This window comes from Thalassospira sp. UBA1131 (genome assembly GCF_002311515.1).
Classification (GTDB): Bacteria; Pseudomonadota; Alphaproteobacteria; order Rhodospirillales; family Thalassospiraceae; genus Thalassospira.
Window position 1 is genome coordinate 1 of the sequence record NZ_DCAO01000019.1, and the last position, 14549, is coordinate 14549.

Sequence of the window (14549 nt, forward strand, 5' to 3'; positions counted from 1 at the left end):
TGCGATCAATCGCCTGCCGGCAGCCGTCAGTGCGCGCGAAGTTGGCAAGGACCACACCTTTAAGACGGAAATGGACGAAGACGCAAAACGCGCCATGTTCCCGTCGAACTACGCATAAGACGCCTTCGCGGTCTGCAAACGAAAACACCCCGGCCAGATTGGCCGGGGTGTTTGCTTTGACGTGTATGTCTTTACAATCAGTCGGTGGTTTTTGCCCCGAACTGTTTGTTAAATTGCAGCACCAGCAGGGTGACAACCGCGCCCGAAAGCAGGTAGGCACCAACACCGGCAAGACCGAACTTGTCACACAGATAAAGCGCGATCAGCGGTGCGAAACCAGCGCCCAGCAACCATGCAAGGTCGGATGTCAGGGCCGATCCGGTGTAGCGGTATTCACGCTTGAAGTTCGATGCCAGCGTACCGGCCGCCTGACCAAAGCACAGGCCAAGAACCGCAAAGCCACCCAGAACAATCATGCCTTCATTGATGATGTTATAGGTGTAAAGCAGCGGTGTCAGGATTGCACCCAGCAGGATGATCCCCGCACTGTAACCAAGCAGACGACGACGACCGAGCTGATCTGCAATAAAGCCTGATGCAATGATGCCAAAGGCACACAGCACTGCACCAACACCCTGGGTCAGAAGGAACTGACCCGGATTACCATTGGCATAAAGATAGACCCAAGTCAGCGCAAAGACCGTTACCAGATGGAACAGCGCGTAGCTGACCATCGGGACCAGCGCACCCAGCACAACGGTACGACCATTATGTTTGAGCGTGTCGATGACACGGGCTGCCTCAAGCTCGTTCTTGTCAAGCAGATGGCCGAATTCGGACGTTGCCACCAGACGCAGGCGGGCAAACAGCGCCACCACGTTGATTGCAAAGGCCACGAAGAACGCATAGCGCCAGCCAAAGGCTAGGAAGTCGTCGGGATGCAGTGTGAGCAGCAAATAAGCAAACAGCGAAGATGCCAGCATGAAGCCAAGCGGCGCGCCCAACTGCGGGATCATCGCATACCAGCCCTTGCGGTTATCGGGTGCGTTAAGTGCCAGAAGCGACGCCAGACCATCCCATGCGCCACCCCATGCAAGACCCTGCAGGAAGCGGAAGGCACACAGAAGGTAAATCGCAAGGATCCCGGCCGAAGCCGTACTTGGCAGGAATGCCATCGCAGCGGTTGAACCGCCCAGCAGGAACATGGCAATCGTCAGTTTCACGCCGCGCCCGTATTGCCGGTCAACGGTCATAAAGACAAGCGACCCGACAGGGCGGGCGATAAAGGCCAGAGAGAAGATGGCAAACGAATACATAGTGCCCATGAGTGCGGTTTCACCCGGAAACAGCAATTGTGGGAAAACCAGTACCGATGCGATGCAATAGACGAAGAAGTCAAAAAACTCTGATGTCCGGCCGATGATCACGCCAAGCGCGATTTGTCCCGGATCATTGGTGGCGTCGGCATTGTGATGCCGCGCATCGCGTTCCAAACCCGAAGAGGTGGCGGTCGCGTAGTGTTCTGTTGTTTGGGTCACGCCGTTCTCCCTTATTCACTGGTCGGGCCTTTTGGCCCTAACTGCTTTTGATTGGATCACAAATTCGGATCAAAGGACGATACGACTTTGGATCGAGTCTAATTATAGACATGTGAATTGCAAACGTCAGTGTCAATTATTGTGATGCACCGCACAACGCGTGGTTTACATCCGAATGATAATTGTCATTACGACCCTGCTATGCGCCGCGGGTAGCTTGACATTGCTGCAACGCAGCTATAGCAATTCCCGCGAATTTCCGATTTGGCATTTTTTTGAAAAAAAATTGCTTTCTTTGTGCCCTTTCCGTGGATGTCTGGAATTATAATTCCTATATGCGTGTGCGGCAGGGTACGACGCGTGGCGATCTTTGGTGGGTCGCTATGCGGCTCGCAGGCATATGGTTGTCTGTGAGAACATCTTCCAGAGACTGAGGAAGTATGAAGCGCATGCTTTCAAAACTTGTACGTGGCGTCGCCTTGACCTCGATGTTCTCGCTTCTGGCCGGTTGCAACCTGGTTGTGATCGATCCGTCGGGTGATATTGCGTCCCAGCAGGCCGACCTCATTATCGTTTCGACCATCCTGATGTTGCTGATCATCGTTCCGGTCATGGCACTGACGGTATTCTTTGCCTGGAAATACCGCCAGGGTAACAAGGATGCAGAATACGATCCCGAATGGCACCATTCCACCAAGCTGGAAGTTGTCATCTGGTCCGCGCCGCTGGTGATCATTATTGCTCTTGGGGCGATTACCTGGGTCACGACCCATACGCTTGATCCGTATCGTCCGCTCGACCGTATTGATGCTGAACGTCCGTTGCCCAAAGATCATGAGCCGATGGTGGTTGAAGTCGTTTCCCTCGATTGGAAATGGTTGTTCATCTACCCGGAACAGGGCATTGCGACGGTCAACGAGCTTGCAGCTCCTGTTGATACGCCGATCCAGTTCAAGATTACATCATCGGGCATCATGAACTCGTTCTTCATTCCGGCCCTTGCAGGGCAGATCTATTCGATGGCGGGTATGGAAACCAAGCTCCATGCCGTGATCAACGAAGAAGGCGTGTATGACGGGTTCTCCGGGAACTATAGCGGTGAGGGCTTCTCTCACATGCGTTTCAAGTTCCATGGTCTGAGCCAAGACGGCTTTGATGCCTGGGTCAATGATGTGAAGTCCGACGAGAACTTCCTGGGCCGTTCGCAATATCTCGAACTTGAAAAGCCGAGTGTGAAGGAGCCGGTCCGCTACTACAGCTCTGTGGACCCGGAACTCTATCAGGCCATTCTCAACATGTGCGTTGACCAGTCGAAAATGTGCATGAACGAGATGATGCACATTGACGAAAATGGCGGTGGCGGTCTTGCCGGTGTCTACAACGTCATGTCACTGACCTATGACGTTCCGCAGATGCGCGGCAGCCAGCCGTTGCCTGATAGCAAGTCGTTCGTTGCGACGCTGTGCACCACCCCGGAGGGTGGCTTGTCTGGCGAAATCGCGAACCTTCCGTTGTTTGACAACGGGCCGGTTTCGCGCGCGATGAGTGTTGCACCCGCAGGTGTTTCGACAGGGTTCTAAAAGCAGTGCCGGTTGGTGAATGCCAACCGGCCCTTCGCAGTTTCGGCATCGGTTGCGGTGCCATTCTGCATTTGAAAGAAGAGTAATCCGATGTTCTCCAATCCGGACCTTTTACATTTTATATTTGGCCGGCTGTCCCTCGACTCCTTCCCGTTTCTCCATGATCCGATCATTCTTGTGACGTTTCTGGGTGTGGTTGTGGGTGGCATCGCCGTTGTCGGTGGTCTGACCTACTTCCGTCTGTGGGGATACCTCTGGCGCGAGTGGATCACGTCGATCGACCATAAAAAGATCGGCATCATGTACATCATTCTGGCAATTATCATGCTTCTGCGTGGCTTTGCCGATGCCCTCATGATGCGTGCCCAGCAAGCCATCGCTTTCAACGGTGCCGAAGGTTTCCTTCCGCCGCACCACTACGATCAGATCTTCACCGCCCATGGCGTGATCATGATCTTCTTCGTTGCGATGCCGCTGGTGACCGGTCTGATGAACTTCGTTGTGCCGCTGCAGATCGGTGCGCGCGACGTTGCCTTCCCGTTCCTGAACAATTTCAGCTTCTGGATGACCACCTGTGGTGCCGCGCTGATCATGGCGTCGCTGTTTGTCGGCGAATTCGCTATGACCGGTTGGCTGGCCTATCCGCCGCTGTCAGACATTGTCTACAGTCCGGGGGTCGGGGTCGATTATTATATCTGGGCCTTGCAGATTGCCGGTGTCGGGACGCTTGCTGTCGGGGGTCAATCTGGTTGTGACCATCGTCAAAATGCGCGCACCGGGCATGTCCATGATGAAAATGCCGGTCTTTACCTGGACGGCACTTTGCACCAACGTTCTGATCGTGGCTGCGTTCCCGGTTCTGACCGCTGTTCTGGTTCTGCTTGGTCTTGACCGCTATGCGGACACCAACTTCTTCACCAACGATCTTGGCGGTAACGCCATGATGTATATCAACCTGATCTGGATTTGGGGGCACCCGGAGGTGTACATCCTGATCCTGCCAGCGTTTGGTGTGTTTTCCGAAGTTGTGTCGACCTTCTGCCGCAAGCGTCTGTTTGGTTATAGCTCGATGGTTTATGCCACCGTGGTTATTACCATCCTGTCTTACATCGTCTGGCTGCACCACTTCTTCACCATGGGGTCGGGTGCAAGTGTGAACGCCTTCTTTGGCATCACCACCATGATCATTTCGATCCCGACGGGGGCCAAGGTCTTCAACTGGCTGTTCACCATGTATAAGGGCCGCATCAGCTTTGATGTCCCGATGCTGTGGACCATCGGTTTCATGCTGACCTTCGTGATTGGCGGCATGACCGGTGTTATGCTTGCCGTTCCGCCGGCCGACTTCGTGCTCCATAACAGCCTGTTCCTGATTGCCCACTTCCATAACGTGATTATCGGTGGTGTGGTCTTCGGGATGTTTGCCGGTATCGTTTACTGGTTCCCGAAAGCCTTCGGCTTCAAGCTCGACGAGTTCTGGGGCAAGATGTCCTTCTGGCTCTGGACCATCGGTTTCTACTTTGCCTTCATGCCGCTTTATGTTCTCGGCCTGATGGGCGTCACCCGCCGTATGAGCCAGTTTGACGATCCGTCGCTTCAGATCTGGTTTATCATTGCGGCCTTTGGTGCGCTTCTGATTGCCGGTGGTATCGGTTCGTTCATCATGTCGATCGTTGTTGCGGTGATCAAACGCGACAAGCTGCGTGATGAAACCGGTGACCCGTGGGGTGGTCGTACGCTGGAATGGTCGACGTCCTCGCCGCCGCCGGCTTACAACTTCGCCTTTACCCCGGTTGTCCATGATCTGGACGCCTGGGCAGACATGAAGAAACGTGGTTACGTCCGTCCGACGTCGGGCTTCCTGGATATCCATATGCCGAAAAATACCGGCGCTGGCTTTATCCTGGCTGCGATCTCGCTCGTTCTTGGTTTTGCACTGGTCTGGCACATCTGGTGGCTTGTTGCGGCAAGCTTCATCGTTCTGATTGCCGGTTCCATTGCCCACACCTTCAACTATGACCGCGATTATCACATCCCGGCATCCGAAGTTGTGAAGACCGAAGAAGAACGTACCGCCCTTCTGGCAAAACAGCAGGCGTAAGGGAATGACAATGGCGAATACAAATGCCTCTCAGACCGAAGCGCCGGTCTTCTACCTGAAAGAAGAGCATCACCCGGAAACGGGGACGATGCTCGGCTTCTGGATCTATCTGATGAGCGATTGCCTCATCTTTGCGATCCTGTTTGCAACCTATGCCGTTCTTGGTCAGAACTATGCTGCTGGTCCCGCACCGGCGGATCTGTTCGACCTTGAACTGGTCGCGATCAACACGTCCATGCTGCTGTTCTCGTCCATCACCTATGGCTTTGCCATGCTGGCGATGGAAAAGGGCAATGTCGCAGGTACGCAGCTGTGGCTGGCGATTACCGGTCTGTTTGGTATCGCCTTCGTCGGGCTGGAAATTTATGAGTTCCATCACCTCTGGAGCCTGGGTGCGACCCCGATGCGCAGTGGTTTCCTGTCGGCGTTCTATACGCTGGTGGCGACCCACGGTCTGCACGTGACGTTTGGCATCATCTGGCTTGTTACCCTGATGGTTCAGGTCGCCCAGCGCGGCCTGATCGTCGAGAACAAGCGTCGTCTGATGTGCCTGTCGATGTTCTGGCACTTCCTTGACGTCGTCTGGATCGGTGTCTTCTCCGTTGTTTATCTGCTGGGAGTTCTGGGATGAGCGCACATTCACACGCACATGATGACCATCATGATGGTGGGGCCTCACATGGCACCTATAAAAGCTATGTGATCGGGTTCGTCCTGTCGGTCATTCTGACCGCGATCCCGTTCTGGCTTGTCATGGACGGTGTTCTTGACAGCAAGGTTGCAACTGCCCTTTGGGTGATGGGGCTTGGGGTTATTCAGATCGTGGTTCACATGGTCTATTTCCTGCACATGAACACCAAATCCGAAGGTGGCTGGAACATGCTGGCGCTGATCTTCACCATCGTGATCGTGGCGATTGCGATCGCCGGGTCGCTGTGGGTGATGTATCACCTCAACACCAACATGATGCCGCAGATGGATCACGACATGATCCCGAGCTTCGGCTAGGGACTGCTTGATATGTGAAGGGGGCGCGATACCTTTAGGGGGATCGCGCCCTTTTTGTTTCACCAGATTGCCTTTTGAAAGAACCCGGCATGTCCGACGACCACGTTTCCGCTCAAGCAACTGATAACCCGAAAAAAGGCCCCTCCATGACAACCCGAATTGTTGTCCTGATGCTGGCGGCTATCCTGTTTTCCGGGTTCTGTGCCCTTGGATATTGGCAGGTCGAACGTCGGGCCTGGAAGCTTGATCTGATTGAACGGGTTGATGCGCGCGTGCATGGGGATGCGGTTGCCGCACCCACGCGTGATGACTGGGAAAATGTAACCCGCGCACGCGATGAATATCGCAAGGTCAGTGTGACGGGAACCTATCGCAACGATCTTGAAACGCAGGTCTATACTGCCACTGATTACGGGGCGGGTTATTGGGTTCTGACACCGCTGATGCGGGATGACGGCACGATTGTCATGATCAACCGCGGCTTTGTTCCAACCGAAAAGCGTGCCCCGGACACACGGCCCGAGGGCATGGTCGAGGGTGAGGTTACTGTCACCGGCCTGCTTCGCATCAACGAACCGGTCGGCACCTTCATCCGTGATAACGTGCCGTCTGAAGAACGCTGGTATTCGCGCGATGTAAAGGCGATGGCGACCAAGCGGGGGCTAGATCCCACCAATGTCGCGCCGTATTTCATTGACGGTGATGGGGCAGAAAACCCGGCCAAGCTGCCACTGGGTGGCCTGACCAAAATTAGCTTCCCCAACAACCACCTGACCTATGCGCTGACATGGTTTGGCTTGGCATTGCTGACACTTGTCGCGGCGTGGATTGCCTTAAGGCGAAGCACTAGGTAGTTCAGCAGCTACAATCTGATCTGGCTATTGGGGCTTTCATTTGAGGTGCGAATGAATGGATTGCTGATACTGCTCAATTGAGTGGTTTCTTTTAATTTGACCCGATTTGATCATTTTAAACCAACGCAGAAAGTTAAAGTCCAATACGGATGATCGTTGATAATCACGTGTTCCATCTGGATGGAAATTGTTTAGGCTGTCAGCAAAACCGAGCCATTTCGGCGGAATTCTAGGAACTATGTCTAGGTTAGACTTAACGTTGAATGGCCTATGGTTCTTAGCGGCAGCGAGCCGATCTCCAAACCTCGGCATACCGAATGTGTAGCAAGATCCCAAAGTGAGACGAGATCTCAAAATGTTGGAAGACCTTAACTGATACGGAAACTGAATGGATCTGAGTTGGCCGTGCAGAATGCTTGCTATTGCACCACCAAGAGAATGGCCTGTTATATAAACCAAGACACGGTCATTGTCCTCGTTCTCTGTTAGTTCGTCATCAAGCTCATCTAATTCATCTAGGAGTGGGGGCAAAATTTCCATGGTTGCGAGGTAAAAACCTCTGTGAAATTTTGCAGTAACTGGACCAATCCTCTCTGAAATTTTTAATACCTGAAAGTTTGTTCTCCAGTCATATAGAGTTTGTGTTCCGCGAATTGAAATAAACAGTACATTATGTATCTTTATCCCTAAGAGGATAGCGAAATTGGTTTCGATAGAAAAATATCTAGGTGAGTCCAGTCTGCTTGAGATTTCTTGAGTTGTTTGAATGATTCTGCGCGTGTAAAGATCATTATATGATGCACATGGGATCATATTTGCGCGATCAGCTTGCGATAGCTCAAATTCCGGTATGCGATGGTAAGGTATCTCTGCAATTGCGGAGCAAATATAAGATTTTTCTAGATCAAATTTATCCTTCTCCCATGCCATTCTGGTGAAGTTTCTGTGAATGATCGTTGATATTTCATTGATATTTGTCATTTGTTTTTTCACGTCCGACGTTGTTGAATTACGCCCGTAATGGACGCGACGGTTGATCGGATATCATCGGACTGTATCACTCAGCGTCGACTGATCGGGCCATGGAATGTCTTTGCGCATGGTCGCGCCGGTCCAGTTGATGATGTTGGGCGTGCGTTTACCGGCATAATGGGCCTTAAGTACCGCATTCAGGTTAGACGGGCGATACAGCACGCGTTCGAGTGACCCTTCATGCGAATTGTCATGCAAGACGCCGGTAGAGATATTCCAACGTTCCAGTGCGCTGACATGGATGGCTTCATTGATCGTCTCAAGCCCATCCGGGATGATGTTCCGACGGTCAAAGTTCGGACATTTGATGCGCAGTTTGTCCCAGAAGTTTCTGGTTTCCGGTGCAATCTGTTCGATCAGGCGCTGATAGGGGTAAAGGCGGGAGCTCGAATAAAGCATGGTGCGGCTTTCATACCCGCGCCCGTCGACTGACGGGGCCAGTTTGGTCTTAAGGTGCGACTCATCAAGTTTGAGCTTGGTGTGTTTCTTGACCCGCTTGATCATCCAGTCGAGCGTGATGTCAGATAGCCGGCAATCATCGTAAGACCCGCCAACATTGCTGTGTACGCCGGGGAACCAGACTTGTTCGACAATTTGTTTGTCCGGCAATTTGGTGCCCTTTTCCTTGACCCACAGCGTTGGTGAAAAGGCACTGCGTTTCTCGTCAATTGCCATTGCATGCAGGGCAACCCGAACGTGCCCGCCAAGCTGCACATCGTAAAAATGATACTTGGCGGGGATCAGGCGGCGTCCAAGGTCACCCGGAATGCCAAGCGACCCGACCGTATCCCAAACGCCGACGCATTCAATTGGCACATCCGGTTGGGTTTCGATATCAAGGGTCGAAATTTTGGTACGTTTTGCCTCTGGCGATAAATCGGAGCTGGCAATTTTCGCGATATCGGTCTGGAGCGGATGGCCAAGATAGGGTGGTTTCAAAAGACCACAGAGCCCGATCAATCCCGCCAGACTGCGCGCGGTAAAGGCGCCACGCGAAAACCCAAAGATAAAGATCTCGTCACCGGGTTGATAGTTGTTGCCAAGAAAGCGATAGCCATCAACGACGTTTTCAAGCAACCCGTTGCCAAACGCACCGCCGCGAATTTTATCGATCACATCGCCGGTCCCGACCCCGCGATCATAAAACACGATCTGCGAAACATCGTTGTCGCTGCTCGGCACCGCACGCAGAAGTTTGACGACGTTGGTTGGTTCGGGCGTGTTGGCGGGTTCCTGCCAGGTGCCGTCGAAAAATACAATCAGTCTGCGTTTGGGCATGTGAAGTCCCCTGTGTGATGTGATGCCGGGCGACCTTCTTTGGATCGTTTCGGGTGTCACTATACAACTCAGGGGTGATTTTATTAAGGAATATTAAATATAATAAAATGCTGCTGATGTGATGTGGTGGTCAGTTCGATGACCGACATCCTGCTGACATACAGCTGTCAGGAACCTGTCTGTCGTGTGGTTTACATTGTTGGGAAACAAGGGGAAATTGCCGCCGGATTTCAAACATAATCACACGTGCAAACGCAGGAGCCTTAAGAATGCCATCACAGCGGAACTTGACCTTTTATCACGCCGTACCATCACGAAGCGGTACAGTACATTGGATGTTGCAGGAACTGGGCATTCCGTTTGATGTCAAACTTGTCGACATCCGGGGTGGCGAAGGGCAAACGCCGGAATTCCTGGCACTCAATCCGCTTGGCAAGGTGCCAACCATCACACATGACGACACGGTGGTAACCGAGGCTGCCGCCATTTGCTGCTATCTGGCCGATCTGTATCCCGAGGCCGGCCTGGTCCCGGCACTGGATGATCCGAAACGTGGCGAATATCTGCGCTGGTTGTTCTTTTCCCCGTCCACCATCGAACCGGCCATGATCGACCGCGTGCGCCAGTACACGGCAGAAGACAGTAGCCAGAATTCCTATCGCGACTGGGAAACGCTGGTGCCCATTCTGGTCGATTTTGTTGGCAAGGCCGACCCGTGGCTGATGGGGAAGAACTTCACCACCGTTGATGTGGTGTTTGGTTCGACCATTCGGTTTGGTTGCATGTTTGGCATTCTGCCGAAATATCCGGAATTCGAGGCCTACATCGCACGGATTGATGCCCGCCCGGCCTATCAGCGTGCACAGGAACTGGATGCGCCGCATTTTGCCGCTGCAATGGCGGGTTAGTCGTATCGATCCAATTGTATGAAGAATAAAAGGGCCGGTTCCTGCGCTTTGGAACCGGCCCTTTGGCATTTTATCGGCTTTCGGTCGCTGGTTTAGGGATTTGTATGATCAATCACTTCGCCGCGTGCCGGATAGTTTTTGGCAATCACGAAATCAAGCGCGCCAAGGATCTGATCGAACGCCGGGCGGGCAAACGGCATGGTCTGGACGGTGCCGAAATAAAGCGTGCCATCCGGACGCACCAGAAACAGACCAGGTTCCGAGAAAACAGCCGGTTCTTCATAGCCACTCGACGTCACACCGTTCGAGGTCGAGATATAAAGACCCCACTCGCGCGCGTTATCAAGATCAAGGCCATAGCCAAGGTCAATATTCTCAAGCTCCCACTTCGCCTTGGCTTCGGTCGCGCGATCTTCGCCATCGGACGAAACGACAACGACGTTCACGCCGCGCTTGGCAAAGTCTGCAAGCTTGGTGTCGAGGTCCTTCAGGTACTTGCCACAGATCGGGCAATGCAGGCCGCGATAGAAAACGACCATGGTGAAGTTTTCCGGGCTTTGGTCGGCAAGCGACCATGTGCCGCCACCAACAAGCGGGACGGAAAGCGACGGCACCTTCTGGCGCGGCATCAGCGGGGTAATTGCAGACATTTCGTTCCTCATGACTTGGGTCAGGTTTAATTGAGGTTAATTATGGAATGATCATTCTATAAATCAACAACAAAGAACCGCCATCACTGAACCGTGATGGGAACACCTTGGTGCGGATGTGTCGTTAAACCCGTTTGGCGACGATGAAACGTGATCCGGTGCTGGCCGGATAGGAGCCGGTTTCGATCACCTCAAATCCGGCAGATTGGATCATGCCCTCAAGGCGGGCATAATTCAGAAAATGAACGCGCGGCGCCTTGCCAAGTTTCTGCATGACCCAGATCAGGGGCTTGAGATACCAAAGCTTTTCACCCAGGCAGGGTGTTTTGGTGATGAACATGCCACCCGGCTTGATGACCTTATGCAGCGCGGCAATGGCAACTTCCGGCTGATCAAGCAAATGCAGGATGTTAAAGCCAAGCACCACGTCAAAGCGCTCTGACCCTTGGGCTATATCATCAATCGTCTTTTGGGAGAAGGTGACATTGTTGGTCGCCTGATCTTTGGCCTTGCCCTGGGCAATTTCGATCATGCGTGCGGAAATATCGGTGGCGGTCAGATGCCTAACACTATGGGCAAGTTTCAGAGCCGTGGTGCCGGTGCCACACCCGATTTCAAGCACGTTCTGATCGGGGGAAAGATAGGCGCGCGTGCGATCAAGGGTTTGCACATAGGCGGCCTCGTTGCCGATCGGTTTGCGGGCGTATTTGTCGGCGGCAGAGTCCCAGAAAGTGTCGCTGCGTATCATGATATATCCGGCTTTTGCACCCGATGTGCGGGCATTGAAACAAGCGCGTGACTATCAAGGAGTGCAGGGCAATGCGCAACCAGAAACGGTTACGAAAAATCGCGCAGGTTTAGTCGAGTGCGGCCAGAATGGTTTCGCAATAGTCGGTCAAGGTTTCCTGATCCGCACCACGGCGCGACATCAGTTGCACGCCCTGAAACGAGCCAGCCAAGAAGCGCGCAAGGGCGCGGACATTCTTGCCTTTGGCAATTTTGCCCTGACCAATTGCGCGGTTCAGTGCGGCGGCAAAGGTATCCTCGGCCCGGCGGAATGCCTGATGGGCGATGGCGGCGGTTTCCGGATCGTGCGGGGCAAGCTCCATGCCCGAATTCACCATCAGGCAGCCTTTGTGCCGTCCTTCTGCGGTACCGGTTTTGGCCGCGTCACGGAATGTTTTTTCAATTGCGGCGCGACCATCTTCGATGTTGCGCAGATCGGCAAAACGCTCGGCACTGATTTTCTGGCTGTAATGATCAAGGACGCGCAGGAAAAGTGCCTTCTTGTCACCAAAGCTTGCATACATGCTGGCCCGGTTCAGGCCGGTTTCATTGACCAGATCCTGAATAGAGGTCGCTTCAAACCCCTTGCTCCAGAAGATGTTCATGGCGTTATCAAGAACGCTTTCTTCATCAAACGCACGTGGCCGTGGCATTGGCAGTTCCTTCGATCAGATCCGTACTTTGGAACGAATGTTCTGTAATTGCTTTGAAGATGGGCCGACTGCGCCGCAAAATCAATAAGAGCTTGTGATTTGCCCGTAAACTTGGGGTTACGACGCGATCCGATCCAGGGTTACAAAGCTGTAATCCGGGCCGTCAGGATTGTCGATCTTCTGACGTTTGGTTTCGCGCCATTGATCGGTGGGCAGCGGATCAAGGAAGGTGTCACCTTCGATCTCGGCATGGACTTCGGTCAACTCGTAACGGGTCGTGAACGGCAGGGCGAGGTGATAGATTTGCGCACCCCCGCCAATGATCACTTCATTGACGCCATCGCGCACGGCGATTTCGTCCGCCAATTTAATGGCTTCTTCGATATTGTGACAAACCCTCACATTTTCATGCTCAAAGGACCAGTCGGTGTCACGGGTGACAACAATCGATGTGCGTTTGGGAAGAGGACGACCGATCGCCTCGAACGTTACGCGCCCGATGATCATCGGTTTGCCAAGGGTCAGTGCCTTGAACCGTTTGAGGTCTTCGGGCAGTTCCCACGGCATCCAGCCATCCTTGCCAATCGCGCCATTGGCGGCCGCCGCAACCACGGCAACCCGTTCAATCTTCGGACCTGCCATCAGACAGCAACCTTGCCGGCAATGTGCGGATGCGGGTCATAGCCGGTCAGTTCGAAATCATCATACTTGAAATCAAAAATCGATTTGACGGCCGGATTGATCTTCATGGTCGGAAGCGGGCGGGTATCACGCGACAGCTGTTCTTCGACCTGATCAAGGTGGTTGGTGTAAAGATGCGCATCGCCAAGGGTATGGACAAAATCACCCACGTCCAGATCACAGACCTGCGCGATCATCATGGTCAAAAGCGAATAGGAGGCGATGTTAAACGGCACACCCAGGAAGATATCCGCGCTGCGCTGATATAGCTGGCAGGACAATTTGCCATCAGCAACGTAGAACTGGAACAGGCAGTGACATGGCGGCAGCGCCATGTTGGGCACGTCCGCAACGTTCCATGCCGACACAATCAGGCGGCGGGAATCGGGATTGTTTTTGATCTGGTCAATCAGGCCGGTGATCTGGTCAATGGTTTCGCCGTTTGCGCCGCGCCATGACCGCCACTGGCCACCATAAACCGGGCCAAGGTCGCCATTTTCATCGGCCCATTCGTTCCAGATCCGAACACCATTGTCCTGCAGATATTTGACGTTGGTGTCGCCATCCAGGAACCACAGCAATTCATGAATGATCGATTTCAGATGCAGCTTTTTGGTGGTGACCAACGGAAAACCCTTGGAAAGGTCAAAGCGCATCTGGTGACCAAAGATCGAAACCGTGCCAGTACCCGTCCGGTCTTCCTTGCGCGTGCCGGTGTCACGCACCAGACGCATCAGATCAAGATATTGCTGCATGCTCAGTCCTGCATTTTAAGAATCACTTTTGTCGCAGCATAGTCAGGTCGATGGTCACGGGCAAGCGACGCCATCCGATCTTTGCCGGGCCACTCGTTGAACTGTTTCTGCTGACAGGAGGTGTCAGGAGTGGTCAGGTAAACTTGGGAACAGTGGATATACTCAACTATCTGAATTTTGGGCGCGTTTGGCGCATGGGAGTGTTGATTTTGCAAAAAACTGTTCAGTGGGTTGATTGGGATGGAAACGGTCTTGAGCACTGTGTCTGTCAGTCTGATCCGGACGGGATAGAGCTTGAAGGAGTCGTGGTCGGGACGCGACATGGTCACTATGGCGGGTCTTACTTTGTGGTGACGGATGCCGCGTTCGCGACACGCGAGGTCAAGGTAAGTTATGTCGGCGGGGCGCAGATGCATGTGACCTCGGACGGCAAGGGAAACTGGTTTGACTGCATTGCAAAGCGGGAATTGCCGTCTTTGGCGGGGTGCTTTGATGTCGATATCGGCATAACGCCCGCGACAAACATGCTTCCGATCAAACGATTAAAACTGGCCGAGGGCGAAGCACGGGAAATTTCGGCGGCCTATGTCCCGCTTCCAAGCCAGATAGAGGGGGATTTCCTGCCACGTAGCGCGCCACAACGTTACACCTGTCTGATCCCGGATCGTCGTTACCGCTATGAGGGGCTGTTTCGCAATTTCTCAGCAGAGCTTGAGATCGATGAT

Annotated in this window: 14 protein-coding genes and 1 pseudogene; 7 read left to right on the forward strand and 8 right to left on the reverse strand. The window is 53.4% G+C overall.

Annotated elements, in window-relative coordinates; all coding sequences use genetic code 11:
* Positions 1-197: 197 nt before the first annotated feature.
* Positions 198-1538, reverse strand: coding sequence for an MFS transporter (locus B3Z49_RS02610; RefSeq protein WP_063090329.1), 1341 nt, complete (start codon positions 1536-1538; stop codon positions 198-200).
* 449 nt (positions 1539-1987) lie between these two features.
* Between B3Z49_RS02610 and cyoA the strand changes: the two genes are divergently transcribed.
* The 5 genes and pseudogenes from cyoA (at position 1988) to B3Z49_RS02635 (ending at position 7081) form a co-directional block, all read left to right on the forward strand.
* On the forward strand, positions 1988-3118 hold the full coding sequence (gene cyoA / locus B3Z49_RS02615) for a ubiquinol oxidase subunit II (protein ID WP_246879228.1): 1131 nt from the start codon (positions 1988-1990) through the stop codon (positions 3116-3118).
* Between the two features lie 90 nt (positions 3119-3208).
* A pseudogene (gene cyoB / locus B3Z49_RS02620) lies at positions 3209-5219 on the forward strand (cytochrome o ubiquinol oxidase subunit I).
* Between the two features lie 10 nt (positions 5220-5229).
* Positions 5230-5850, forward strand: coding sequence for a cytochrome o ubiquinol oxidase subunit III (gene cyoC, locus B3Z49_RS02625; RefSeq protein ID WP_287446473.1), 621 nt, complete (start codon positions 5230-5232; stop codon positions 5848-5850).
* On the forward strand, positions 5847-6227 hold the full coding sequence (locus B3Z49_RS02630; RefSeq protein ID WP_062957989.1) for a cytochrome o ubiquinol oxidase subunit IV: 381 nt from the start codon (positions 5847-5849) through the stop codon (positions 6225-6227). Before cyoC ends, B3Z49_RS02630 begins: the two co-directional genes overlap by 4 nt.
* Positions 6228-6373: 146 nt before the next feature.
* Complete coding sequence (locus tag B3Z49_RS02635; protein WP_296988059.1) at positions 6374-7081, forward strand: SURF1 family protein; 708 nt, start codon at positions 6374-6376, stop codon at positions 7079-7081.
* A gap of 36 nt (positions 7082-7117) precedes the next feature.
* Here the strand turns inward: B3Z49_RS02635 and B3Z49_RS02640 are convergent, their stop codons facing one another.
* Positions 7118-8062, reverse strand: a complete 945-nt coding sequence (locus B3Z49_RS02640; protein WP_296988060.1) for a lipase family protein — start codon at positions 8060-8062, stop codon at positions 7118-7120.
* Positions 8063-8125: 63 nt separating this feature from the next.
* Positions 8126-9391 carry a DUF2235 domain-containing protein gene (locus B3Z49_RS02645; RefSeq protein WP_296988061.1) on the reverse strand — a complete coding sequence of 422 codons (1266 nt, stop codon included), beginning with the start codon at positions 9389-9391 and terminating at the stop codon, positions 8126-8128.
* Positions 9392-9660: 269 nt separating this feature from the next.
* Here B3Z49_RS02645 and B3Z49_RS02650 point away from each other — a divergent pair, with 269 nt between their 5' ends.
* Positions 9661-10299: a glutathione S-transferase family protein gene (locus B3Z49_RS02650; RefSeq protein WP_296988063.1), complete on the forward strand. Its 639-nt coding sequence runs from the start codon at positions 9661-9663 to the stop codon at positions 10297-10299.
* Between the two features lie 92 nt (positions 10300-10391).
* On the opposite strand, the gene B3Z49_RS02655 is transcribed toward B3Z49_RS02650, so the two are convergent.
* From B3Z49_RS02655 to B3Z49_RS02675, 5 genes are all read right to left on the reverse strand, one after another.
* On the reverse strand, positions 10392-10949 hold the full coding sequence (locus B3Z49_RS02655; RefSeq protein ID WP_008892058.1) for a peroxiredoxin-like family protein: 558 nt from the start codon (positions 10947-10949) through the stop codon (positions 10392-10394).
* Positions 10950-11073: 124 nt separating this feature from the next.
* The gene (locus tag B3Z49_RS02660) at positions 11074-11697 is read right to left on the reverse strand and encodes a class I SAM-dependent methyltransferase (RefSeq protein WP_296988064.1); all 624 of its coding nucleotides are present in this window, start codon (positions 11695-11697) and stop codon (positions 11074-11076) included.
* Positions 11698-11806: 109 nt separating this feature from the next.
* Entirely contained in the window at positions 11807-12388 is a 582-nt protein-coding gene (locus B3Z49_RS02665; RefSeq protein ID WP_296988066.1) for a TetR/AcrR family transcriptional regulator, read from the reverse strand.
* A gap of 117 nt (positions 12389-12505) precedes the next feature.
* Positions 12506-13030, reverse strand: a complete 525-nt coding sequence (locus B3Z49_RS02670; protein ID WP_296988068.1) for a dihydrofolate reductase — start codon at positions 13028-13030, stop codon at positions 12506-12508.
* Entirely contained in the window at positions 13030-13824 is a 795-nt protein-coding gene (locus tag B3Z49_RS02675; protein WP_296988070.1) for a thymidylate synthase, read from the reverse strand. The genes B3Z49_RS02670 and B3Z49_RS02675 overlap by 1 nt, the downstream gene beginning before the upstream one ends.
* A gap of 209 nt (positions 13825-14033) precedes the next feature.
* Here B3Z49_RS02675 and B3Z49_RS02680 point away from each other — a divergent pair.
* A partial coding sequence (locus B3Z49_RS02680; RefSeq protein WP_296988072.1) for a putative glycolipid-binding domain-containing protein occupies positions 14034-14549 on the forward strand: 516 nt, incomplete at its 3' end.

Excerpts from the sequence above, each read along its gene's own strand:
- B3Z49_RS02665 (WP_296988066.1), bottom strand. The coding sequence starts at position 12,388 with ATGCCACGGCCACGTGCGTTTGATGAAGAAAGCGTTCTTGATAACGCC.
- B3Z49_RS02650 (WP_296988063.1), top strand. The coding sequence starts at position 9,661 with ATGCCATCACAGCGGAACTTGACCTTTTATCACGCCGTACCATCACGA.
- B3Z49_RS02670 (WP_296988068.1), bottom strand. The coding sequence starts at position 13,030 with ATGGCAGGTCCGAAGATTGAACGGGTTGCCGTGGTTGCGGCGGCCGCC.
- B3Z49_RS02645 (WP_296988061.1), bottom strand. The coding sequence starts at position 9,391 with ATGCCCAAACGCAGACTGATTGTATTTTTCGACGGCACCTGGCAGGAA.
- B3Z49_RS02640 (WP_296988060.1), bottom strand. The coding sequence starts at position 8,062 with ATGACAAATATCAATGAAATATCAACGATCATTCACAGAAACTTCACC.
- cyoA (WP_246879228.1), top strand. The coding sequence starts at position 1,988 with ATGCTTTCAAAACTTGTACGTGGCGTCGCCTTGACCTCGATGTTCTCG.
- B3Z49_RS02660 (WP_296988064.1), bottom strand. The coding sequence starts at position 11,697 with ATGATACGCAGCGACACTTTCTGGGACTCTGCCGCCGACAAATACGCC.
- B3Z49_RS02630 (WP_062957989.1), top strand. The coding sequence starts at position 5,847 with ATGAGCGCACATTCACACGCACATGATGACCATCATGATGGTGGGGCC.
- B3Z49_RS02675 (WP_296988070.1), bottom strand. The coding sequence starts at position 13,824 with ATGCAGCAATATCTTGATCTGATGCGTCTGGTGCGTGACACCGGCACG.
- B3Z49_RS02655 (WP_008892058.1), bottom strand. The coding sequence starts at position 10,949 with ATGTCTGCAATTACCCCGCTGATGCCGCGCCAGAAGGTGCCGTCGCTT.
- B3Z49_RS02635 (WP_296988059.1), top strand. The coding sequence starts at position 6,374 with ATGACAACCCGAATTGTTGTCCTGATGCTGGCGGCTATCCTGTTTTCC.
- cyoC (WP_287446473.1), top strand. The coding sequence starts at position 5,230 with ATGGCGAATACAAATGCCTCTCAGACCGAAGCGCCGGTCTTCTACCTG.